Source organism: Vagococcus zengguangii (genome assembly GCF_005145005.1).
Lineage (GTDB): Bacteria > Bacillota > Bacilli > Lactobacillales > Vagococcaceae > Vagococcus_A > Vagococcus_A zengguangii.
Genome location: NZ_CP039712.1, coordinates 814,685 through 839,461, shown reverse-complemented (window position 1 = coordinate 839,461; position 24,777 = coordinate 814,685). Strand labels below are relative to the sequence as shown.

Annotated in this window: 25 protein-coding genes; 1 reads left to right on the top strand and 24 read right to left on the bottom strand. The window is 37.4% G+C overall.

Annotation, left to right across the window (positions count from 1 at the left end):
• Positions 1 to 5 precede the first annotated feature (5 nt).
• The 17 genes from murA to clpP all read right to left on the bottom strand — a co-directional run bounded on the left by murA (position 6) and on the right by clpP (position 14,253).
• Complete coding sequence (murA, locus tag FA707_RS04005) at positions 6 to 1,310, bottom strand: UDP-N-acetylglucosamine 1-carboxyvinyltransferase (protein WP_136954178.1); 1,305 nt, start codon at positions 1,308 to 1,310, stop codon at positions 6 to 8.
• An 83-nt stretch (positions 1,311 to 1,393) separates the two neighbouring features.
• Entirely contained in the window at positions 1,394 to 1,633 is a 240-nt protein-coding gene (locus tag FA707_RS04000; RefSeq protein ID WP_136953010.1) for a DUF1146 family protein, read from the bottom strand.
• A 138-nt stretch (positions 1,634 to 1,771) separates the two neighbouring features.
• Positions 1,772 to 2,188: a F0F1 ATP synthase subunit epsilon gene (locus FA707_RS03995; RefSeq protein ID WP_136953009.1), complete on the bottom strand. Its 417-nt coding sequence runs from the start codon at positions 2,186 to 2,188 to the stop codon at positions 1,772 to 1,774.
• A 15-nt stretch (positions 2,189 to 2,203) separates the two neighbouring features.
• Positions 2,204 to 3,607: a F0F1 ATP synthase subunit beta gene (gene atpD, locus FA707_RS03990; RefSeq protein WP_136953008.1), complete on the bottom strand. Its 1,404-nt coding sequence runs from the start codon at positions 3,605 to 3,607 to the stop codon at positions 2,204 to 2,206.
• An 18-nt stretch (positions 3,608 to 3,625) separates the two neighbouring features.
• On the bottom strand, positions 3,626 to 4,537 hold the full coding sequence (locus FA707_RS03985; protein ID WP_136953007.1) for a F0F1 ATP synthase subunit gamma: 912 nt from the start codon (positions 4,535 to 4,537) through the stop codon (positions 3,626 to 3,628).
• Positions 4,538 to 4,565: 28 nt separating this feature from the next.
• A complete protein-coding gene (gene atpA / locus FA707_RS03980; RefSeq protein WP_136953006.1) occupies positions 4,566 to 6,089 on the bottom strand; it encodes a F0F1 ATP synthase subunit alpha in 1,524 nt (507 codons plus the stop codon).
• Positions 6,090 to 6,116: 27 nt separating this feature from the next.
• Positions 6,117 to 6,659: an ATP synthase F1 subunit delta gene (gene atpH / locus FA707_RS03975; RefSeq protein ID WP_136953005.1), complete on the bottom strand. Its 543-nt coding sequence runs from the start codon at positions 6,657 to 6,659 to the stop codon at positions 6,117 to 6,119.
• A complete protein-coding gene (gene atpF / locus FA707_RS03970; RefSeq protein WP_136953004.1) occupies positions 6,649 to 7,170 on the bottom strand; it encodes a F0F1 ATP synthase subunit B in 522 nt (173 codons plus the stop codon). The genes atpH and atpF overlap by 11 nt, the downstream gene beginning before the upstream one ends.
• Before the next feature lie 66 nt (positions 7,171 to 7,236).
• On the bottom strand, positions 7,237 to 7,458 hold the full coding sequence (gene atpE / locus FA707_RS03965) for a F0F1 ATP synthase subunit C (RefSeq protein ID WP_136953003.1): 222 nt from the start codon (positions 7,456 to 7,458) through the stop codon (positions 7,237 to 7,239).
• A gap of 38 nt (positions 7,459 to 7,496) precedes the next feature.
• The gene (gene atpB / locus FA707_RS03960) at positions 7,497 to 8,225 is read right to left on the bottom strand and encodes a F0F1 ATP synthase subunit A (RefSeq protein ID WP_136953002.1); all 729 of its coding nucleotides are present in this window, start codon (positions 8,223 to 8,225) and stop codon (positions 7,497 to 7,499) included.
• A gap of 254 nt (positions 8,226 to 8,479) precedes the next feature.
• Positions 8,480 to 8,938 carry an SsrA-binding protein SmpB gene (gene smpB, locus FA707_RS03955; protein WP_136953001.1) on the bottom strand — a complete coding sequence of 153 codons (459 nt, stop codon included), beginning with the start codon at positions 8,936 to 8,938 and terminating at the stop codon, positions 8,480 to 8,482.
• 9 nt (positions 8,939 to 8,947) lie between these two features.
• Entirely contained in the window at positions 8,948 to 11,332 is a 2,385-nt protein-coding gene (gene rnr, locus FA707_RS03950; protein ID WP_136953000.1) for a ribonuclease R, read from the bottom strand.
• On the bottom strand, positions 11,333 to 12,097 hold the full coding sequence (locus FA707_RS03945; protein ID WP_136952999.1) for an alpha/beta hydrolase: 765 nt from the start codon (positions 12,095 to 12,097) through the stop codon (positions 11,333 to 11,335).
• An 86-nt stretch (positions 12,098 to 12,183) separates the two neighbouring features.
• Positions 12,184 to 12,414: a preprotein translocase subunit SecG gene (gene secG, locus FA707_RS03940; protein WP_136952998.1), complete on the bottom strand. Its 231-nt coding sequence runs from the start codon at positions 12,412 to 12,414 to the stop codon at positions 12,184 to 12,186.
• Between the two features lie 83 nt (positions 12,415 to 12,497).
• Positions 12,498 to 13,031 carry a hypothetical protein gene (locus FA707_RS03935; protein WP_136952997.1) on the bottom strand — a complete coding sequence of 178 codons (534 nt, stop codon included), beginning with the start codon at positions 13,029 to 13,031 and terminating at the stop codon, positions 12,498 to 12,500.
• Positions 13,032 to 13,113: 82 nt separating this feature from the next.
• Positions 13,114 to 13,644, bottom strand: a complete 531-nt coding sequence (locus tag FA707_RS03930; protein ID WP_168177338.1) for a thioredoxin domain-containing protein — start codon at positions 13,642 to 13,644, stop codon at positions 13,114 to 13,116.
• 12 nt (positions 13,645 to 13,656) lie between these two features.
• Positions 13,657 to 14,253 (bottom strand): ATP-dependent Clp endopeptidase proteolytic subunit ClpP, encoded by a 597-nt coding sequence (clpP, locus tag FA707_RS03925; protein ID WP_136952995.1) that lies wholly within the window; start codon positions 14,251 to 14,253, stop codon positions 13,657 to 13,659.
• Positions 14,254 to 14,416: 163 nt separating this feature from the next.
• Here clpP and FA707_RS03920 point away from each other — a divergent pair, with 163 nt between their 5' ends.
• Positions 14,417 to 14,923, top strand: a complete 507-nt coding sequence (locus FA707_RS03920) for a hypothetical protein (protein ID WP_136952994.1) — start codon at positions 14,417 to 14,419, stop codon at positions 14,921 to 14,923.
• Between the two features lie 56 nt (positions 14,924 to 14,979).
• Here the strand turns inward: FA707_RS03920 and whiA are convergent, their stop codons facing one another.
• The 7 genes from whiA to FA707_RS03885 all read right to left on the bottom strand — a co-directional run bounded on the left by whiA (position 14,980) and on the right by FA707_RS03885 (position 24,662).
• Complete coding sequence (whiA, locus tag FA707_RS03915; protein ID WP_136952993.1) at positions 14,980 to 15,915, bottom strand: DNA-binding protein WhiA; 936 nt, start codon at positions 15,913 to 15,915, stop codon at positions 14,980 to 14,982.
• A 13-nt stretch (positions 15,916 to 15,928) separates the two neighbouring features.
• On the bottom strand, positions 15,929 to 16,924 hold the full coding sequence (mgfK, locus tag FA707_RS03910; RefSeq protein WP_136952992.1) for a gluconeogenesis morphogenetic factor MgfK: 996 nt from the start codon (positions 16,922 to 16,924) through the stop codon (positions 15,929 to 15,931).
• The gene (gene rapZ, locus FA707_RS03905) at positions 16,921 to 17,808 is read right to left on the bottom strand and encodes an RNase adapter RapZ (RefSeq protein ID WP_136952991.1); all 888 of its coding nucleotides are present in this window, start codon (positions 17,806 to 17,808) and stop codon (positions 16,921 to 16,923) included. Before rapZ ends, mgfK begins: the two co-directional genes overlap by 4 nt.
• A gap of 106 nt (positions 17,809 to 17,914) precedes the next feature.
• Entirely contained in the window at positions 17,915 to 20,734 is a 2,820-nt protein-coding gene (uvrA, locus tag FA707_RS03900; protein ID WP_136952990.1) for an excinuclease ABC subunit UvrA, read from the bottom strand.
• Between the two features lie 12 nt (positions 20,735 to 20,746).
• Positions 20,747 to 22,741, bottom strand: a complete 1,995-nt coding sequence (gene uvrB / locus FA707_RS03895; RefSeq protein ID WP_136952989.1) for an excinuclease ABC subunit UvrB — start codon at positions 22,739 to 22,741, stop codon at positions 20,747 to 20,749.
• A 147-nt stretch (positions 22,742 to 22,888) separates the two neighbouring features.
• Complete coding sequence (locus FA707_RS03890) at positions 22,889 to 23,557, bottom strand: hypothetical protein (RefSeq protein WP_136952988.1); 669 nt, start codon at positions 23,555 to 23,557, stop codon at positions 22,889 to 22,891.
• 112 nt (positions 23,558 to 23,669) lie between these two features.
• Complete coding sequence (locus tag FA707_RS03885; RefSeq protein ID WP_136952987.1) at positions 23,670 to 24,662, bottom strand: nucleoid-associated protein; 993 nt, start codon at positions 24,660 to 24,662, stop codon at positions 23,670 to 23,672.
• Positions 24,663 to 24,777: the final 115 nt, after the last annotated feature.

Sequence of the window (24,777 nt, the reverse complement as noted above, 5' to 3'; positions counted from 1 at the left end):
TCACCTTACTTTACTAGAGTTTCACTTACTTCTTTGACTTCAACTGAGTCATCAAGACGCTCAATATTAGCGCCTAACTTAGCTAGTTTACCATGAAAATCATAGTAACCGCGATCTAAATATTCTAAATGTGTAACTTTAGTTGATCCCTCAGCCACTAAACCTGCTAAAATCAATGCAGCTGCCGCACGTAAATCTGTAGCTGAAACTTCTGCGCCCATTAATTTAGCATGACCGTAAATATGTGCCACGTTTTGATCAATTTTAAATTTAGCTCCCATACGGTTCATTTCCATTAAATGTTGGAAACGATTTTCAAAGACTGTTTCTGATAAAACACTTGTGCCTTCTGCGATAACTTGCAATGCACTCATTTGCGCTTGCATATCTGTTGGGAATCCTGGGTGTGGCAATGTCATAATGTCCGTTGATTTAATTACCTTAGGACCCACAACGCGAATACCGCCTGCTTCTTCTGTAATTGTTGCACCTGTTTCTTTTAATTTTGAAATTAATGGCCCATTATGCTCGGCAATTGCTTCTTCAATTAAAACATTACCTTGTGTCATAGCTGCTGCCACCATAAAGGTTCCTGCCTCTATTCTATCCTGAACAATTCGGTGTTCAACCCCAACTAATCGGTCAACCCCTTCAATTCGAATCGTCTCAGTCCCCGCACCAACGATATTAGCACCCATTTTATTTAAAACATTGGCTAAATCGACGATTTCTGGTTCTCTTGCAACATTTTCAATTGTAGTTGTTCCTTTAGCTTTTACAGCTGCCATCATAATGTTTTGGGTAGCTCCTACACTTGGGAAATCTAAATAAATAGAAGCGCCTTTTAAGCCATCTTTAGCTATTGCTTCAATGTAACCATCTGTTTGGTTAATCGTAGCCCCTAATGCTTGGAATCCTTTCAAATGCAAGTCAATTGGACGTTTACCAATCGCACATCCACCTGGCATTGCAACACGCGCATGGCCATTACGTGCTAATAATGGTCCCATTACCACGATAGACGCACGCATTTTACTTACATACTCATATGGTGCTTCAATTGCTAATTGGTTTGAAGCATCCACTATTACTTGATTTTTTTCTTTATTAAAACTAATTGATGCATTTAATTTATTAATTAATTCATTCATCATAAAAACGTCCGACAAAATCGGTACGTTGGTTAATGTCGTTTGTCCTTCTTCCCCCAACAAAGTGGCAGCTAAAATAGGTAATACCGCATTTTTTGCGCCTTCAATTTTAACTGAACCCTCTAAACGATTTCCACCTTGGACAACAATATATTCCATCATTTCCCCTCCAAATAAATTCATAAGCCTTAATATTATAACATATTTTCAAACTAAAAGGAAAATTAATGTAAATTTTCATATTAATTATTTATCATACTATACGCAAAATTTGAAAACAAGTTAAATATTTCCCACATCGCGTGACTCGAAATAAAGCCAAGACAAATCGCTAATAATAATAAAAAGGCGCGAATTTGACCAACTGGGGCTTTTTTAAACCACTTTTCGTAATTTAACGATTGCACGCTCCAAAATGCCAAGTAAATAAAAACGAAATGACTTATCCCTCTTATTATAGCCTCAACACCATATATTTGCATAGTAAACACTCCTATCATCGTTAAGCTTTCATAAAACTTAAACAAATTTTACTCAATATATATATTGAGAATTCTTACTCTTTTTTTGATTAGCCATCAAAAAAGAGGATGACATAGTGTCATCCTCTTTATTATATACTATTTTTTAGAAATATGAATACGGTTGATTGCTCTTGCAAGAGCGACCTCCGCACGTTTCATACGATCTGTTTCATGGTGTTCTTTCGCCTGTTCTAGTCTTTGCTCAGCACGCTCTTTGGCGCGTTCCGCACGTTCAACATCGATATCTTCAGCACATTCAGCACTATTAGCTAAAATACTAACTAAGTTATCGCGAACTTCTAAAATGCCACCATTGACTGCTATCTCTGAAATGACTTCTCCACCTTTTTCTTCTTTAATCACTAATGAAGAAATTTTTAGAGGTGCAATAATTGGTTGGTGATTAGCCATGATACCTAGTTGTCCTTGAGGTGTTGCAGCTAGTACAAACCCTGCCTCACCGTCAAACACTAAACCATTTGGCGTAACCACTTGTACTTCCATCTTATTCATAAGAACACTCCATTTCTAGTAGCCTAAATTTGCAGCCTTTTCGATTACTTCTTCGATGCTACCCACGCTTCTGAAAGCTTCTTCCGGTAAATCATCATGTTTACCTTCTAAGATTTCTTTGAAGCCACGAACCGTTTCAGTAACCGGAACATATGACCCTGGTTGACCTGTAAATTGTTCTGCTACGTGGAAGTTTTGAGATAAGAAGAATTGAATACGACGCGCACGCCCTACTAAGACTTTCTCATCCTCAGATAATTCATCCATCCCTAAAATAGCGATAATATCTTGTAATTCGCGATATCTTTGTAAAATATGTTGAACTTCTGTCGCTACTTTGTAATGTTCCTCTCCAACAATTTCAGGTGCTAAGGCACTAGAAGTTGAAGCTAAAGGATCCACAGCTGGATAGATACCCATTTCAGTTAATTTACGTTCTAAGTTAGTTGTTGCATCTAAATGGGCGAAAGCTGTCGCTGGCGCCGGATCGGTATAATCATCGGCTGGGACGTAAATCGCTTGGATAGATGTAATTGACCCTTTCTTAGTTGACGTAATACGTTCCTGTAATTGACCCATTTCAGTTGCTAATGTTGGCTGATAACCAACAGCTGAAGGCATACGACCTAGTAACGCAGACACTTCAGAACCAGCTTGTGTGAAACGGAAAATGTTATCGATGAACAATAACACATCTTGTCCTTCGACATCACGGAAATGTTCGGCAATGGTTAAACCAGTCAAGGCTACACGCATACGTGCACCAGGTGGTTCATTCATTTGTCCAAATACCATGGCTGTTTTTTCGATAACACCTGAATCTTTCATTTCATGGTATAAATCATTCCCTTCACGGGTACGTTCACCAACACCGGTAAACACTGAAATACCACCATGTTCTTGGGCAATGTTATTAATTAATTCTTGGATTAAAACGGTTTTACCTACACCGGCACCACCAAATAGTCCAACCTTACCACCTTTTAAATACGGGGCAAGTAAATCAATAACTTTAATCCCTGTTTCTAAAATTTCTGTACTTGTAGCTAAACGATCAAAACTTGGCGCTTTTTTGTGAATGCTACTTCTTTCAGCTGATTCAGGAAACGGTTTTTCTAAATCGATTGTATCTCCAAGTACGTTAAATACTCGGCTTAATGTTTCTTTCCCGACTGGAACTGAGATTGATGATCCAGTGTCTAAAACTTCCATACCACGTTGTAAGCCATCAGTTGATTCCATTGCGATAGAACGAACAACTCCATCACCTAATTCTAAGGCAACTTCTAAAACAATTTTTTGTTTTGTGTCATTTTTGTATACTACTAAGGCATTGTTGATATCAGGCAAGGCTTGATCTAATGGAAATTCCACATCGACAACGGGACCGATAACTTGCACAATTTTACCAGAATTCATTACGCTTTCCTCCCGTCATTACTCTAACGCTGCAGTACCACCAACAATTTCCGTAATTTCTTGCGTAATTGCTGCTTGACGTGCATGATTATATTTTAGTGATAATTCGTCAATAATGTTTGACGCATTATCGGTAGCACTCTTCATCGCTGTCATACGAGCGGCGTGCTCAGCCGTTTTTGCATCTAGAACGGCACCAAAAATCAAACTAGCCGCATATTGTGGTAATAATTGGTCTAAAATTTCATCTTCTGATGGTTCTAAAATATACTCTTGATTATATTCTTTAACTTCTTCAATTTCTAAATCAGTTACAGGCAACATTTTTTCAGCACGGAATTGAGAAGATAATGAATTAACATGATGGTTATAACATACATATAATTCATCATAAATTCCTTCAACATACATTTGAATAGCCATATCCACTAAAGTGCTGACTTCTTTGTATGTTGGCTGATCAGAAATGCCTGTTAACTCATAGGCAATGTTGGCGCCACGTTTTTTAAAGAAATCTCTCCCGTGACGACCAACCGTCATTAAGACATATTCACTTTCATCTTGATGGTCACCTAATAAAATTGAAAGAGTTTGTTTAATAACCGAGCTATTATAGCCCCCAGCTAACCCTTTATCCGCTGTAATGACAATATAACCAGTTTTTTTGACGTCACGACTTTTCAATAAGTCATGTGCGTCAATTTCCCCTTCTTCTAGCAAAGGATTATCGTTTTCTAAATTTAAGAGCTGACTAGCTGCTAAATGTGTCACGACTTCCCTAACTTTTGAAGCGTATAACTGGTATCCTCGAGCAGCAGTTTCTGAGCGGTTTAGCTTAGCACCTGATACCATTTGCATGGCACTTGTGATATGACTCGTTTTTTTTGTTGAGGCTATTTTTCGCTTGATTTCAATTAATGATTCTCCCAAGTTACTTCACCATCCTTTGTGATCTAAATTAATGTCCTTTGCGATCAACTGTTGGGATGAAGATAGATTTAAATTCATTAATTGTATCATTCATCAACTCTTCTTCAGGTAAATCTTTAGTACGTTGCATTGATAAGAAAATATCTGGATGAGTATTATGAATGTATTCAATTAGTTCTTTTTCAAATCTTAAAATGTCTCCAACCGGAACATCGTCTAAGAAACCATGCGTTAAAGCATATAAACTAGTAACTTGTTCTGCCATTGATAATGGGTTATGCAAGTCTTGTTTTAAAATTTCAACTGTACGACGACCACGATTTAATTTAGCTTGCGTTGCCGCATCTAAATCCGAACCGAATTGTGTGAAGGCTTCTAACTCACGGTAACTAGCTAAGTCAAGACGTAGTGTCCCAGCAACTTTCTTCATTGCTTTTGTTTGAGCCGATCCTCCAACACGTGATACTGATAAACCAGCATCAATCGCAGGACGAACACCTGAATAGAATAAATCATTTTGCAAGAAAATTTGACCATCTGTAATTGAAATAACGTTTGTCGGAATATAAGCTGAAATATCGCCGGCTTGCGTTTCAACAAATGGTAAAGCAGTCATTGAACCGCCACCTAAATTATCATTTAATTTAGCAGCACGTTCTAATAAACGTGAATGTAGGTAGAACACATCCCCTGGATAGGCTTCACGACCTGGAGGACGACGTAATAGTAATGAAATTTCACGATATGCTGCAGCTTGTTTTGACAAATCATCATAAACAATTAAAACATGTTTGCCATTATACATGAACTCTTCACCCATTGCGGCTCCAGCATAAGGGGCAATGTATAAGAATGGTGCTGGTTGTGATGCGCTCGCTGTTACAACGATTGTATAATCCATTGCACCGTGTTTTCTTAATGTTTCAACATACGTACGAACGGTTGATTCTTTTTGACCAATCGCTACGTAAATACAAATCATGTCTTCGTCTTTTTGGTTTAATATGGTATCGATAGCGATACTTGTTTTACCGGTTTTACGGTCACCAATAACTAATTCACGTTGTCCACGACCAATTGGAACTAAGGCATCAATTGCTTTTAATCCTGTTTGTAATGGCTCAGAAACTGACTTACGTGCCATAACACCTGGTGCTGGTGCTTCAATCGGACGCGTACGTGTTGTACGAATCTCTCCTAAGCCATCAACTGGTTGTCCTAATGGGTTAACGACACGGCCAATTAATTCTTCCCCTACTGGGACTTCCATAATTTTACCGGTACGTTTCACTTTATCCCCTTCACGGATAGTTTCAAATTCACCTAAAACGATGATACCGACGTCTTTTTCTTCAAGGTTTTGCGCCATTCCGTATGAACCATTTTCAAATTCTAATAATTCTCCAGACATGGCATTGTCTAAACCAAAAGCACGAGCAATACCGTCTCCTACATAGGTGACTACGCCGACTTCATCAACTTGTAAAGCGTCTGAATAATTGGCAATTTGTTGTTTAATGAGTGCGCTAATTTCTTTTGCTTTACTACTCATTTACTTCACCTCTTTTTTTTGTTAACGCTACGATAATAGCTCTTTATGCATCTCTTTTAACCTAGATGTGACACTGTTGTCGATTAGACGGTGATTAGCATTCACAATCATTCCGCCTAAAATACTAGGATCGATTTTTTTTCTTAAAATCACTTTTTCAGAATCTGTCATCACACGAATTTTTTCAGCTAAGGCGTTTTCTTGTTCTGAAGTAATTTCGACAGCTGTCGTTACATCAGCAATTAAAATACCTTTATCTTGATAATAGAAGAATTCATACTCATTGATGACTTCAACTAGTTCATTCATGCGTCCATATTCATAAATAACTCTTAAAAATTTAGCAACCGTATCACTAAAATCTTTTTCTAATTCATGCAGAATATCAACTTTTTCAAAAGGTTCTAAACGATCATCGCTTAAAATATTCCCTAACTCGGGAACATCCTCAAAAACCTCTTTTAACGTATTTAATTCATCATGAATCTCTTCGATTTTGTTTTCTTCTTTGGCTGTTTCATAAAGGACACGACCATAACGACGGTCCGCAACTAGATTCTCAGCTTTCATTTTGACTTCCCAACCCTTCAATATAAGAATTGATTAGTTCTTGATGAGTTGCTGGATCCAATTCTTTTCGAATAATTTTCTCAGCAATTTGGATTGATAAGTCAGCAACTTCATTCTTCGCTGCTTCAATCATCACTTCACGCTCACGCTCGATTTCACGTTTTGCCTGCTCTAAGTAGCGACGACCTTCTTCGTGCGCATTCGTCACGATGTCATGTGCTTCTTTTTCAGCAGTTTCTTTCGCTTTACGGACAATCGATGTTGCTTCCGTACGAGAGTTTGCTAATAATTCTTCTTTTTCTTTTACCAGTTTGCTTGCTTCAATACGGTCTGCTTCAGCACTATCTAAATCTCCGGCAATTTTATTTGCACGTTCTTCTAGCATGTTCGAAACTGGACCCCAAGCAAATTTTTTAATTAGCAACATTAATAATAAAAACGAGAAAAGTACAAAAAACAAACTCGTTAGAAATGTATTAGGCGTGCCAATCAAGAAGTTTGTGGCAATCATTATTCAACCTTCCCTTCTTTCAATATTTACTCTGTCCATTTAATAATTGGTCATTAATAATGTTGATTACATAAAGATCAATAATAGGGCAATAACAATACCTAGAATAGGAACCGCCTCGATAATACCAACCCCAATAAACATTGTCCCTTTTAGTTCGCTTGACAATTCAGGTTGACGAGTAATTGATTCAATTGTTTTAGAAATAACCTTTCCGTTACCATAAGCTGCTGCTAAAGCAGATCCGAATACAGCGATAGCTGCTGCAATATAATTTAAACCTTCCATGAATAGTTCCTCCTAAATATTTTTACTAAAATTTATCATTAATGTTCTGTTTCAATTTTATGAGACAGATACACAGAAGATAACGTGACAAAAATGTAAGCTTGCATACCACCAATAAATATTGAGAACCCTTGCCAGATCATTTCCAACGGTATCGCTGGTATAAATGATACTAACCCTTTAGAGTTTGCCATTTTAGCAATCAAGGTTAATAGAACTTCCCCGGCAAAAATATTTCCGTAAAGACGTAAGCCTAACGTTAAAATATTAGTTAAGTCTTCCATTAATTTAATTGGCATTAAAAATGATACAGGTTGCATGTAACTATTATTGAAGAACTTTTTGAATCCAAATTTTTTGATTCCTACATAGTTTGTCAAAAGAATAGTTAGTGCTCCTAATGTTAATGTAACGATTGGATCGGCCGTTGGACTCTTCCAGAATGTTACTGCTTCACCGTCTTGATGGAATTCTAACTTCAGTATCAAGCCGATAATGTTGGAAAATAGAATAAACAGAAACATTGTGAATGAAAACAAATGAAAATTGCCAACTTCTTTTTTCGAAAGATTATCGTTCAAGATGTTCTTCACAAAATCCATTATCCATTCAAGTACATTTTGCTTCCCTTTTGGTTTCATTTGTAAATTCCTTGAACAAATGAATACAAATAAGAAAATTAATAAACAAGTCAGTAACACCATACCGATTAATGTTAAATCGAAATATAGCGGACCAACTTTAACTATTTTTGATACTTCATCCATAAAACTTCACCTCACTTCTTACATGCTAAATTTTGATGCAAGTTTGTTCGATTTGTCAGAGTTATTGCCCTCTAACAAGTCATATCATAGCACCATTAACTTCAAAACACAAAGGGTATTTTCATTATTAAACGCTTACTTTAATGAAATCGATAATTATTTCACAATTGTAAGAATCCGCCTATATTAAGATGAAAAGAAGGTTAATTTGAAATTAGTTTTGCTCAAAAATCAACCTTCTTCACAATCATTTTTTAACGATTTTTTAATGCGCGCTCTACTTCACGATTTATATCTTTACGTTTCAAGTCTTCACGCTTATCGTATTGTTTCTTCCCTTTGGCAACACCAATTAAGACTTTAGCAAAACCGTTTTTGATATAAATCTTCAACGGAATTAGCGTAATACCAGCATTCTTAGTTTCTCCAATTAAAGAGTGAATCTGTTTTTTCTTCATTAATAGCTTACGAGCCCTTAATGGATCATGATTAAAGATATTCCCTTGTTCATAAGGACTAATATGGACATTATGCAGATAAGCCTCTCCGTTACGGATAGTCGCAAAGCCATCTTTCAAGTTAATACGGCCATTACGAATCGATTTGATTTCGGTGCCCTGTAACACCATTCCAGCTTCAACAGTTTCTAAAATCGTATAATCATGTATTGCCTTACGATTTTGTGCAATCGTATTACTATCTTTTTTCTTCATCAATTCCACCTACTTTTTATGACTCTGTTTTTTCTTCTTTTTACCTTTAGCTACTTTACTATAAAAAGGAGCAGGTTTCTTTTTACCTTTTTTCTTAGTTGAGCCATTTTTTTCTTTATCAAACGACGCTTTCTGCGATTGTTTAGGCGAACGTTCATTGCGTCGTTCATTACGTTTTGCTTTTCGTTCACGATTCGATTGACGAACAGTCAATGCCTCATCGTCAATTACTTCTGCTGATAATATTTCAAAATCAATTTCACGATTATCTACATCTACTTTGACAACTTTTACCACAACTTGTTGCCCAATTTTATAAATTTTACGCGTACGTTCTCCGACTAAAGCTAAATGACTCTCAACAAATTGATAATAGTCATCTTTTAATTGATTAATATGTATTAACCCTTCAACCGTATTTGGTAATTCAACAAACACACCAAACTTCGTCACTGAGCTGATGACACCTGGGAAAGTTTCGCCAACAAATTGTTCCATATATTGTGCTTTCTTCATGGCATCTGTTTCTCGCTCTGCTTCAACTGCTCGACGTTCCATTTGTGATGAGTGTAGCGCAATATCAGGAATTGCTTGCTCCCATTTAGCTTTACGTTTCTCAGAAACTGGATTTTCTTTCACATATTCCTTAATTAAACGATGAACTAATAAATCAGGATAACGTCTAATGGGTGATGTGAAGTGTGTATAATAAGTTGCAGCTAATCCATAGTGTCCTAGTGAATTCTCACTATATTTTGCCTGTTGCATACTTCTAAGTAACATCATGCTAATAATGGGTTTTTCAGGCAAATCGTTCGCTTGTTCTAAAACTTTTTGTAATTCTCTAGGTTCAATATCATCTTTAACACCCTTGACGGACACACCAAAATTACTAATAAATTCAAAGAATGTTTGGATTTTCGATTCTTTTGGATGTTCATGAATCCGATAAATAAATGGTAACATCTTTTCATGAAAATGACGAGCGATTGTTTCATTGGCTGCTAACATGAATGATTCAATCATACGTTCCGCTGTTCCACGTTCTCTCAACACAATTTCAATTGGGTTACCTTCGTTGTCTAAATAAATTTTTGATTCTTTATCTTCAAATGAGATTGCCCCACGGTCATGACGCATTTTTTCTAAAATATAATGTAACTCAGTCATTTCATCGACCATTGGGAATAAGTGCTGGTATTTTTCTAAAAGAACCTCATCATCTTTATCCATTAAATGATTAACATCAGAATAAGTCATACGTTCTGTTGTTTTGATGACACTTTCAAAAATTTCATAATCAACGACATGCCCCGTTTCATCGATTTCCATACGGCAACTCATCGTTAGACGATTAACTTTTGGATTTAACGAACAAATTCCATTCGACAAACGCGTTGGCAACATCGGAATTACTCGATCTGTTAAATAAACACTTGTACCACGTTCTTGCGCTTCGATATCTAAAGGTGAGCCTTCTGTTACATAATGAGAAACATCCGCAATATAGACGCCTAATTGATAATTGCCGTTACTTAATTTTTTCACTTGAACGGCGTCGTCTAAATCTTTAGCATCTGCTCCATCTATCGTGATAATTAATTCATCACGTAAGTCAACTCTACCTTCTATGTCTGCTTCGGGTACTTCTTCTGGTATTGTTTCAGCTTGTGCTAGTGTGTCCGAAGAAAACTGAGTTAAAATACCATGTTGCATCGCAATCGTTAATATATCCATCCCAGGCTCATTTTTATGTCCGATTGTTTGTTTGACAATCCCTTCAATTTGCTTCTCGTATCCTTTTTCCGGGTAATGAGTAATTTCAACAATGCAAATTTCGCCATCTTCAGGATGAATACCATTTGCGGCGATATAAACTTTATATTGACTCATTAATTTACTTTTAGGTGAAATATAACCATAAAGACCTGTTTCTTCTATTAACTCTTCATCATAAGCAACAAATTCACCTACAATTTGAGTCATGGCACGTTCCACAACTTCAACGATGCGACCTTCTGCTGCTTGATTGTCTATCGGATTCCCTGGTTTAATAATGTCAAGTTTGACTTTATCACCATTCAAAGCAAATCCTGTTAATTCTTTAGCAATATAAACATCTGGCTCTTCTGGTGAAATCGTCACGAAACCAAAACCACGGTCATTAGCACGAAACGTCCCTTCAATTGTTAATTCCATCGGCAGCTTGATTTTACCTTTACTAGTAAACTCGACCTGTTGATCGCGTTCCATACTGGCAATTGTTTGAACTAATAACTTAAAATTTTGACTTTGTTCTAAATCTAGTCCAGTTGCGATTTCTTGAATAGAAAAACTGCTCTTATCCGATTCTTCCATAAAAGAAATAATTCTTTCTCTAATTGTTTGTTTCATTTATTCACTCCTAGTCCAATCTAACGAATTGACAAAGGCTAACACATCTTCTTGAAATTGAAGTTTCTCAGGCCCGACCGTTACCACATGGCCACTTTTTGGATAATGATGGACTTGTGGCTGCGTTGCGGTAAATAACGACACCGTGGTTGCAATAGCCGCCGGGTCTACTAATTGATCTAAGTCCCCCTGTGCGAAGAAGTACGGCTGGATAATTTCAGCTAGACTATAAGTTACTTCTGCTTGTAATTCGTTGATTTCTTTTAATTGTTTGGTTAATTGATACTCAATGTTCTCCATGCGTCTTCTAACTTCTAAATCAGATTGACTATGTTTTTGAATCAATGTTTTAGCATAGTTTAAAAATACTGGAGAAATGTTATTCTTGGTCGTTGGAGTTAGAGGTGAGCAAAATGCCCCACCACCGATTAAAATCTCAGGATACTTTGCTAAGCTGACCGTTGCATAAACGCCACCTAACGATAACCCGAATATAGCGATTTGTTTAATCCCTTTTGCTTTCATAAAATCAAGACTCTTTTTAACATCTTGAGCCCAAATCTCTGGACCTTGAGCTAAGATGTTTTCAGGTTGTTCCGTTGCATGACCTGAAAAAGTTGGTAAACAAACTGAATACCCCGCCGCATTTAAACTTCTCCCTAGGGAACGGACATCATTCGGACTGCCAGTGTAGGCGTGTAACAAAATAACACCACGTTGATTCCCTTCAAAATAAAGCGGTTCGTTGTTTTCATTATAACTCATTTCTCCACCTCATCTAACTGTTATGATTATTCACTTGATACTTTAAAAAAAAGCCTCCTCTATAGGGAGACTTCATCATTTGTTTATTAGGCTATGAATGCTAAAGCAACCGCAACAACCATCCATAAAACGGCAACAACTGCTGTAAATTTTTGCATGACTGCTTCAAACCCACGAGCTTTTTGCTTTCCAAATAACTGATCAGCTCCACCAGTAAATGCACTAGCTGCACTGTTTTGTTTACTTGGTTGCATCATTACCGCGATGATTATTAAAATTGATAATACAATCATAACACCGACTAAAAAATTATACATGTAATGAACCTCCTATACTCCCAGAATAACTCATAATAATGATAACACACTATCAAATAATTGGCTATTGATTTCTTAGCTACTTAGGAAGAGTACCACGTATAGATGTTAAAGGGGGCAATAAATCCCGTTGCCTGTACATCCTCTTTGCGTGCAACAAATTCAAAATTATTACGCTCGTATAATTGTGTTAGCATTGATTTTTCAGCCATACAATCCAATCTTATAGCCACCTTTTGAGAATAGTTCTCGCTAATCTTCTGTTGAAGACCTATTAAAAATTTGTCCGCTATCCTTTGACCTGTCCAACCTTGTTTCAAAGCTAACTTATGCAAATAGTAAACGTTCGCCGTGGATTCTACCGTCACATCCTCCCACAACGTTTCATCCCATTGGCTCGCGGTTGGTGTCAAATAACAAAAGGCAACAATTTCATCTGATACAATTCCTATATACACTTCATGTTTGTGTAGGTGATCTTTTAGACTACCCGCCTCTGCACCATGTAAAACATGGGCCCATTGCGTCGATCCTTTGTCTTTAATCCGACGTGCAGCCTGTTCCATTATAGAATGAATTATCTCAAATTGCTCACTCGATGCGATCTTAATATCCATACTCACCACACCCCTCCTATATAAAAAATAAAGAAAGGGATGCGACACTATATAGGTCACATCCCGTTTTTGCTAACCATTGTTATAACGCTTTGTTAATCAATTCTACAAATTCTTCTTGAGAGATTTTTTGATCAAATACATGTTCACCAATAATCATCGTTGGAATAAAACGTATTCCGGCTGCTGTAGTTTCTTCTAGAATTGCTGCTTGCATCGCTTCGTCAGCATCCTTCACTAATCCTAAACGATTTTCAGCATAATCACAAACGTCCCCTAGACTGACTTCTCGATCCATTGGTCCCCATTCTTGTTGTGAATGATAAATGGCATCTAAAACCTCGATTGTTTCTTCGTAAGTACCATTCTTTGGTACAAAATCATGCATAGCATTTGCATAATGTAAACCAAATTTTTCTTTATTAAATAATTTGATAATGCGTTGGACTTTTCCCTCAGCAATCAATTGTGCATAGGTTTCTTTAGAATCTTCAAACCATTTCAAACAAAATGGACAACGTAGATTCACATACTCTTTGACGACAACAGGCGCATCGGAATTACCTAAACGAATACCGATTTCATTGGTTAATGCTGGTTGAATGTTCTCCACTATACTCACGTCCTATGCTTTTAGATTTTTGCTACTTTCCATAATTTCATCGACTAAACCATATTCTTTTGCTTGTTCTGCTGACATGAAGTTATCGCGATCTGTATCTTTTTCGATAATTTCAATTGGTTGTCCCGTACGTTCTGATAAAATACGGTTTAAGCGTTCACGCGTATTTAAAATATGACGAGCTGCGATTTCGATTTCAGTTGCTTGACCTTGTGCACCGCCAAGTGGTTGGTGAATCATAATTTCAGCATTTGGTAACGCATAACGTTTACCTTTAGCTCCGGCTGCTAATAAGAAACTACCCATTGAGGCTGCCATCCCTAATACGATGGTTTGGACATCCGCTTTAACAAAGTTCATTGTATCAAAAATTGCTAAACCAGCTGAAACACTCCCCCCTGGTGAGTTGATGTATAAATAGATATCTTTTTCTGAATCTTGTGCGTCTAAAAATAATAATTGCGCAATCACAGAGTTTGCCACGTTATCATCAATCGGGCCACTTAACATAATGATGCGGTCTTTTAATAAACGCGAATAAATATCGTAGGCTCTTTCACCTCGTGATGATTGTTCAATGACTGTTGGAATTAAGTTCATATTCGTTCCTCCTAGATTTATCTTTCTTCTAATTGTAACATAATACATTCATTTGATAAATAAAGTTTACTCTAAAGGTCAATTTTGGTCAATAATTAGGTTTGTCTTTTAGTTTCTCTTAATCTTTGATATATTTATACTAGAATTATGGGGAGGTTGTACAATGACAGAATTATTAGGGGTATTAATTGGCGCATTTATCGCGATTATTGCTGTAAAAATTAGTATTCGACAATTTTTATCAGAAATTGATCGTCGTGAAGAGATAAAAAATAAAATGAAAGAAATCGATATTTTGGTCTTATTAAATAAAAAAATCAACGAAGTTCTTCAAAAACGGGATATTGAAATTAGAGAGAGTGCCTTACTTAGTGATTATGAACGTGCAGTGAAATTCGACGATGTAAAAATTTCAATTGATGATTTTATTTACATCCAAAGTTTTTGCGCACAAAATCATTACTATTTACCTACTTTTTTAGTAGAAGAGTTTTTCAAAAATATTGCGCAACGTAAAGTGGTTTTAGATCCAAAAGTCATCCGATCAGAAGGCGCTTATATTTATCAAAGCGGACGTGAGGTGTTCGAACAATTTTCAGATCAACTAAATGAGATGATAGAAGATCGCAAAGTGGAACTAAAACAATTAACCAACAAGTATCGCAAATAAATAATCTTAATAAAGAGGCTGTGACCACAACAAGTGGAGTCACAGCCTCTTTATTATCATATGAATCCTTCACGTAATTTATCAGCATATTCTAGAATTTTACGAATGCGATGGTTAACGCCTGATTTCGAAATCGGACCAGATGGTGCAATTTCACCGAGTTCTTTCAAACTAATCTCCGGGTGCAATATACGCAATTCTGCCACTTCTCTTAACTTATGATTAAGTGTTTCTAGACCAACTTGTGCCTCAATATATTCAATGGCTTCAATTTGTTTGGTTGCAGCATCAATGGTTTTAGACATATTAGCTGTCTCACAGTTAACCAGACGATTTACCGAATTACGCATATCTCTCACAATCCGAACATCTTCAAATTTCAACATACTCGTTGTCGCACCAATCAAGGTTAAAAAATCCGAAATATCTTCAGCACCTTTTAAATAAGTAATATAACCATTACGACGACTTAACGTTTTTGCATTTAAATTAAAATAGCTCATCATCTCTTGCAACTCTCGACTATGATTTTCATACAGCGAGTAGATTTCTAAATGATAACGACTTGTTTCAGGATTATTAACCGAACCACCCGCTAAGAAACCACCGCGTAAGTAAGCTTTCATCCGTTCGTTATTTCCGATAATCATCTCAGAAATTTGATCGGATAAACCGTAGTCATCAAAAATATCCAAATCCATTAAAACCGCCTGTGTATCTTGCTTTAAACGAACAATGTAGATGTTGTTCTTCTTCAATTTCATCTTACGGCGTACAATAAACTCAGCTTGGACATCATAGTGATCGCGGAGTAACGTATAGATTCGTCTTGAAATCGCTGCATTTTCGGTTTGAACATTTAAGACGAAATGACGATTAGCGATAGAAACCGCCCCATTCATCCGAATTAATGCAGCAAGTTCAGCCTTGGCTGATTCTCGATGAACGTCCAACGTCGTCAATTCTTTTTTTACATCTGAGGCAAAAGACATTCACTCTCACTCCTTATTTTTGCTTACGATCATATAAAATCGTAAATAATTCTGTCACAACTTTATCCGAGTCATGGAAAACACTGGCATTTTCTAGTTTTAATAAATCGGCTGAAATCACGCGACATCCTTCTTCTCTTAAAGCTTTAAAATCGTGCGTCACCTGAACTAGATACTCATCATACTTTTCATTATCAATATAATTTTCAGGCACAGTCTGAATATTAACAATCACAGTGTCGATAAATTTATGACCTAAATGTTTATGCAACACTTGAACATGGTTAGCATCTGAGAAATGTTCCGTCTCACCTTTTTGGGTCATAATATTACAAATATAAACAATTTCAGCTTTTGTTTGTTTTAGTGCCTCACCGACTTCTTTGACCATCAAATTAGGCAAAATGCTTGTGAATAAGCTTCCAGGTCCAAGCACAATCATATCAGCATTCAAAATCGCTTGTACGACCTTTCTAGCCGCCTGTGGTTGTTCTTCGTCATAGGCGTTCTTCACATAGACACGTTCAATATTTCCACGATGCTTCGCGATGCTCGATTCACCTTCAACACACGTCCCGTCATCGAACTCGGCATGTAACGTTAATGATTTTTCCGAAACTGGATAAACATTGCCATCCACTTGCATTATTTTGCCTAACAGCCGAACTGCTTCATACATGCTACCACGCATTTCTGATAAGGCGGCAATAATCAAATTACCGACCGAATGATTGGCTAGAAAATCATCTTCTTTTTTAAAACGATATTGGAACAAATCTTCATAAAGTTTGGGCATTTCAGATAGCGATACTAGTACGTTGCGTAAATCCCCGGGTGGTGCCATTTTAATCGTGTCGCGTAAGGAACCGCTACTGCCGCCATCATCAGCGACCGTTACGATAGCGGTAATATCAGCTCCTTGGTTTTTTAAACCACGTAAAATAACAGGTAAACCTGTTCCGCCACCAATCACTACAATTTTGGGCTTATTGATTCGATAAGTTCTCATGAACGGTTCACCGACTCTTTGCGTTTACCTTTATCACGGTGAGTAATATTGACCGGATAAAGCTCCGTTTCTTTAATATCTTTGGCTAAGCGCTCAGTTAAAGCTACCGAACGGTGTTGGCCACCTGTACAACCAATCGCAATTGTTAAGCTCGTTTTACCTTCTTTCTTATAGCCAGGTAAAATTGACAGAACCAACTCTTTAAACTGTTGATAAAAATTTTCAGTTTCTTCAAAACTCATCACATAATCATAAACTGGTTGATCCATTCCTGTCATCGGACGCAATTCTTCAATGTAATGTGGGTTTGGTAAGAAACGCACATCCATTGCAATATCAGCATCAATTGGCAAGCCGTATTTAAAACCAAACGACACCATCTCAACTCGGAAAGTATGCGTATTATCACCTTTAAATTCCGACATGATACGATCACGTAATTGACGTGGACTTAAAGTCGTTGTATCAATAACCATTGCTTCCGCTTTAATCTCTTCTAAAAGAGCGCGCTCTTTGCGAATTCCTTCTGTTACTAGACCGTCCATCGCTAATGGATGCGTACGACGCGTTTCTTTATAACGAGATACCAATTCTTCATCAGACGCATCTAAAAAGACAATGCTTGTTTCAATCATTTGTGTGTCTTCCATTTGAACTAACACTTGCTGTAATTCTTCAAAGAAGTTACGAGAACGCAAGTCAATGACTAACGCTAATTTAGTTACTTTACCATTTTCTTTAATTAATTCCCAAAACTTCGGTAATAAGCCTGGTGGTAAATTATCAATACAGAAATAATTCATGTCTTCAAAGCTTTGCATTGCTACGGTTTTTCCTGCCCCACTCATCCCAGTGATGACCACTAATTTTAAACTATCTACCATGTCAATTCCCCCTTTTAATCATTCATATTATTATAACACATTCCGGGCGTATCACAATCACCAAAAAAGAAAAGGCAGTTTTCACCACCTTTTCTAACGGTTTATTTTATTTCAACACTTTTTTCAAGTAATAGCCTGTATAACTTTCTTCCACTTTGACTATCTCTTCTGGCGTTCCTTCAGCAATAATCATACCACCGCCTGCTCCACCTTCTGGCCCTAAATCAATCACATGGTCAGCAGTCTTAATCACATCAAGATTATGCTCAATGACTAAGACGGTATTGCCAGCATCGACTAGACGTTGTAACACTACCAGTAAACGTCGAATATCTTCTGAATGCAAGCCAGTCGTTGGTTCATCTAAGATATAGAAACTTGCACCAGTTTGACGTTTGTGCAACTCGCTCGCCAATTTCATTCGTTGCGCTTCCCCACCTGAAAGAGTGGTCGCTGATTGCCCTAATGTCACATATCCTAGCCCAACATCAACAATCGTTTGTAATTTACGTTTGATTTTGGGAATCGATTGGAAAAAGTCCAACGCTTCTTCGACACGCATCTCTAGAACTTGCGCAATGTTTTTCCCTTTATAATGAACTTCTAACGTTTCAGAATTATAACGATGGCCATGACAAATTTCACATGGTACATAAACATCTGGTAAGAAGTGCATCTCGATTTTGATAATACCATCACCTTTACAGGCTTCACAGCGTCCACCTTTAACGTTAAAGCTAAAGCGACCTTTCTTGTACCCACGTATTTTCGCTTCGTTAGTCTTAGTAAATAACTCACGAATATCATCAAAGACACTGGTATAAGTAGCTGGATTACTTCGTGGCGTTCTACCAATTGGACTTTGGTCGATATCTACCAGTCGTTCAATTGGCTCATAACCCGTTATTTTTTTGTGTTTACCAGGTTTGTCCGTATTACGATTAATTTTTTGCGCTAAACTCTTCTTCAAGATACTGTTAACTAACGTACTCTTACCTGAACCTGAGACACCAGTTACCGCGATAAATTTACCCATTGGAAAATCGACCGTAATATTTTTCAAATTGTTTTCAGTCGCACCACGGACCGTTACCACGTTGCCATTTCCTTGACGACGTTCTTTGGGAACGGCAATCGCACGTTGCCCTGATAAATATTGACCAGTTAATGACGCAGGATTATTCATAACCTCGGTCGGCGTACCCGCAGCGACAATTTGACCACCTGCTTCACCTGCACCTGGCCCGATGTCAATTAAATAATCAGCTGCCCTCATCGTATCTTCATCATGTTCCACGACAATTAGTGTATTACCTAAATCACGCATTTTACGTAGCGAATCAATTAAACGATCATTGTCTCGTTGATGTAAACCAATCGAAGGCTCATCCAAAATATATAAAACACCAGATAAATTAGAACCAATTTGCGTCGCTAAACGAATACGTTGTGCTTCGCCACCTGACAAGGTGCCTGATGCGCGACTTAAATTCAAATAATCCAAGCCAACGTTTTTCAAGAAAGTTAAACGATCATTTAATTCTTTAAAAATCGGACGCGCAATCACTTGGTTTTTCTCTGATAATTCAATCGAATTGATGAATGCTAATGAATCATTGATAGCTAAACTGCTTAACTCACCAATATGTTTGCCACCAACTTTAACCGATAAAGCTTGTGCGTTTAAACGATAGCCATGACACGCTTGACAAGGGAGTTCCGTCATATATAAACGCATTTGCTCACGCGTGTAATCACTGGATGACTCACGAAAACGACGTTCGATATTAGTTAATACACCTTCAAATACCATATCCACATCACGAACACCACCAAAATCATTTTGATAATGGAAGTGGAACTCACGCTCACCTGACCCATAGAAAATAATATGCTGTTGTTCTTGAGTTAACTCCTCAAAAGGAACATCTATCGGAATACCAAATGTTGCGCACGCTTGTGTTAATAAAGTTGGGTAATAATTAGAACTAATCGGATTCCATGGAATTAACGCGCCTTCTGCTAACGTTTTGGTTGGATCTGGTACGACTAAGTCCGGGTCAACCTCCACTTTCACACCCAACCCATCACAGACATGACATGCTCCAAATGGCGCATTGAATGAGAACAGACGTGGCTCCACTTCTCCCACTGTAAATCCACAATATGGGCAAGCGTAGTGTTCGCTGAACAAGATTTCCTCAACGCCCATCACGTCAGCAATCGCATAGCCTTCCGCTAAACGTAAGGCTGCTTCAAATGAATCGAATAAACGCGAACGAATGCCTTCTTTGACAACGATTCGGTCAACTACAATCTCAATATTATGTTTTTTATTTTTATCTAATTCAGGCAATTCGCTAATATCATACATCTCACCGTCAACACGAACACGAACGTACCCTTCTTTTTTAACTTTTTCAAAGACTTTTTTGTGTTGGCCTTTTTTACCAACCACTATTGGCGCTAGAATTTGGACCTTACTACGTTCTTCAAGCGCTAGCACGCGGTCCACCATTTGTTCAACCGATTGGCTTTCAATCGCTGTACCATCGTTCGGACAAATCGGTACGCCGACACGCGCATATAATAAACGTAAATAGTCGTTGATTTCTGTTACGGTACCAACAGTCGAACGCGGATTTTTACTCGTTGTTTTCTGATCAATCGAAATAGCTGGACTAAGACCGTCAATACTGTCAACATCAGGTTTATCCATTTGTCCTAAAAATTGACGTGCATAAGAAGATAAACTCTCCACATAGCGACGTTGTCCTTCTGCGTAAATCGTGTCAAATGCCAGCGAACTTTTTCCCGAACCAGAAAGTCCGGTTACAACGACTAATTGGTCACGCGGAATGGTTACATCAATATTTTTTAAATTATGGGCTCTTGCCCCACGAATAATCAGTTTGTCATTTGCCACATTGTCACCTTCCTATAAATCACCTTTTAATTCTAAAACAGTATCACGTAAAGTGGCTGCCCGTTCAAAGTCTAATGCTTTAGCGGCATCGCGCATTTCTTTTTCAAGTTTTAGAATGACTTCACGTTTTTCTTGTTTGCTTAACGCTTGATATGAGTTAACCGCATCGACAGTTTCGACATCTTCGGCGGCTTTCGTGATACTAATTAAATCACGAATTTCTTTAATAATCGTCTTCGGTACAATTCCGTGTTCTTCATTGTAGGCCATTTGGATTCCACGACGACGAGCTGTTTCATCGATTGCTTTTTGCATAGAATCGGTTACTTTATCAGCGTACATAATCACTTTACCTTCTGAGTTACGCGCTGCCCGACCAATTGTTTGAATTAACGAACGTTCACTTCGCAAGAAACCTTCTTTATCGGCATCTAAAATCGCGACTAATGATACTTCCGGCACATCTAGCCCTTCACGCAGCAAGTTTATCCCAACTAAAACATCAAATTCACCTAAGCGCAAATCACGAATAATTTCGGTCCGCTCGAGTGTCTTGATATCACTATGTAAGTATTTTACTTTGATACCTAATTCTTTCAAATAATCGGTTAAATCTTCTGACATTTTTTTCGTTAACGTCGTGATAAATACCCGTTCATTCTTCTCAATGCGTTCATTGATTTCACCAACTAAATCATCAATTTGTCCCATAATTGGACGAACTTCAATGACGGGATCTAACAAACCTGTTGGACGAATAATTTGTTCAATTACATGATCAGTACGTTCCATTTCATACGGCCCAGGTGTGGCTGAAACATAAATAATTTCATTAACACGCTCTTCAAATTCTTCCAAACGCAGTGGACGATTATCTAAGGCACTTGGTAAACGGAAGCCATAATCGACTAACATTTGTTTACGCGCACGGTCACCGTTATACATCCCGCGAATCTGTGGTAGCGACACATGTGATTCATCCGCCACAATTAAGAAATCATCAGGGAAGAAATCGATTAGCGTATACGGTGGTTCACCTTCTTTACGACCGTCCATATGACGTGAATAGTTTTCAATCCCTGAACAGTATCCCATCTCACGAATCATTTCGATGTCGTAGTTCGTCCGTTGTTCTAAACGTTGGGCTTCCAATAATTTCTCTTCTTTACGCAGTACAGCTAAGCGCTCTTCTAACTCAGCTTCAATCTTCTTGATAGACTCTTCCATGTCATTTTCATCGGTCACAAAGTGGGTTGCCGGGAAAACAGCAACATGCTCACGGTCGGAAATGATTTCACCCGTTAAGGCATCGACTTCACGAATCCGCTCAATTTCATCGCCGAAAAATTCAATTCTTAACGCGCGTTCGTCACGTGATGCTGGGAAAATTTCGACGACATCGCCTCGTACACGGAAGCGACCTCGTTGGAAATCAATATCATTACGTTCAAATTGTATGGCCACTAATCGACGTAACAATTCACTATGTTCCATCTCGGCTCCGACACGTAAAGATAACACTTTTTTACGATATTCATTTGGATCCCCTAACCCATAAATACAGGAAACAGACGCCACCACAATTACATCGTTACGTTCTAACAATGAACTTGTCGCTGAATGTCGCAATTTATCAATCTCATCATTGACGCTTGAATCTTTCTCAATATACGTGTCACTAGAAGGCACATACGCTTCTGGTTGATAGTAATCATAATAACTAACAAAATATTCGACCGCATTATTTGGGAAAAATTCTTTTAATTCACTATATAACTGCCCTGCTAATGTTTTATTATGCGCAATTACCAAGGTCGGTTTCTTCACTTCTTTGATTACATTAGAAATTGTAAAGGTCTTACCAGTCCCTGTTGCGCCAAGTAAAATTTGTTCTTTTACATGGTGATTAAGGTTATCAACTAAACGACTAATCGCTGCCGGCTGATCCCCATTAGGCTGATATTTTGACACTAAATCAAAATCGATATCAGTTTGTCGCTCTATCATCTAATAATCACTCCCTCATCTATGACTTATCCATTATATATTTTACCACACCGAACATACTTTCGCTATAATTAAGAGTGATGGAAGGAGCGGGGTACTTCATAAAGATAAAAAAATCAATCAGATTTCTCCAATTGATTTTTTGGTCTAATATTCAAATACTTCTGTTTTACCTCCGCGATGATCATAGATCTGATTTTCCATCGACTTAGGCAACTGAAATTCCGTATAGAGTGGACCGATTTCTTCTTTAAAGCCAATTTCAGTCAGTGCCTTATCTTTCAACGTATAATTAAAGCCAATAAAACGCGGTTCAACGGTTTCTTCCGTAAACACCACAAAATCGGCATTTTTACTAATATTATAGAGCTTTTTATAAATTTTAAAATAATATAAATGCTCAGTCTCTCCAACATACGTGATGCCTTCACTATTGGTTAACGGTTGGCTATCATACAAACCTGTCGCTTCAATTCGCGCTTTATCGAACAGCTTAGGTGGCGTATAATGTTGATAATTGTAACCAAATATTTTCTTTTGACGATCGCGCATCGCTGATGTCACGTTAACATTTTCCCGGCGATACCAACCATGTTTCGTATTGGCGATATTCAAATAAAACGTCATCCCAGCAAGCATCACCAACCCGCCTACTAGCAATGGCATCTTCAATTTAAACTCTTTCTTCTTCACATAAAGCAATAAAAAAATCATCAAAAACAAGACAAAAGCGCCTATTATGAACAATACAGGCGTTACATTGTACAAATAATTTTCAGCACTCAACCACTCGTTTACACTTTTTTCTCCTGTCATCGAATTTCCCCCTAACGTACTTGCTTAAATTATACCTCATATTATCATTAAAACCTAATCATATCTTAATAAAAAAAGCATCAGCCCATCTCTGAGTTGACGCTTCACTTGGTTAAAACTTATTCATAATCTCCTCGACATTTTTAATCATCACCGAAATCGTACCATCTGGATTATTAATAAATTCGATGACTTCTTTATCTTGGTATATTTCAATCGGCACAAATAACTCAATCCCATTGGCAAGTTTCAACTTTTGCTTACTAAATTTTTTCTCAAGTTTCGGGACATTGGTTGGGACATCTTCGTAGAAATTAGTTTTTTCGATGTATTCTTTGTATTCTTGCTTCGCTTGATGATTATTTTCAAAGACCGCTTCGGCAATCCGTTCGTTACTAATCACACCGTCTTCTTCGATACTTTCATAAATCGCTTGTTGAACGTTGGCTAAACTTTCGTAGGTTTCGACGTTATATTTATCCGCTACAGATTTTACCGCTTTTTTGACAATTTTAATGTTGTCAATCGCACTTGGTTTGGATTGAACTTCGAATAAACAATCACTCAAATAATTCACTTTGCGACCATCTAGCTTATATTTCTTCTCAATTGATTGGTAATTTAACGTTTCTAAGGCAATCACAATCCCCTCATCTACACGTTGACTCATACTTGGTAAAATCGCTTTGTTCATAATAATATTATTGACCATCTGATCATCAACATAATCAACAAAATGCGTATATGCTGGCTTATAATTCAGCTTAAACATCCCCATGAATGGTTCTTCATCGTTACCTAATCCCGCCACAACTAACAAGTCGCCATTACTAACTTCTTCAGCTGTTTTTAAGCCATCAAAATAAGCGTTCGCTAACGTTTGGCTCATCTCGATAAAGCTCTGCTCAGTATTTCTCACACTTTGAACTATTTCATTATCACCTGGTAGCTCTCCTGTTTTCAAATCACCATCTAAAAATTTTGAGACCAATTTATCTAAATATTGTTGAATCACTGGTTCATTGACAGCTAGCTCGCCTTGTGACAAAACGGTTGAACTATTTTCAAAATCTAACATATGTAAAATAGCATTTTCTATTTTCATGAAATCTTCCTTCCCTACGTGTTTCCGACGTTAATCATCTTACCATATTTTCAAGCTTAACCGCTAATACTATCTCAAACAAAAACCACCCATCCGAAGATGAGCGGCTGTCATT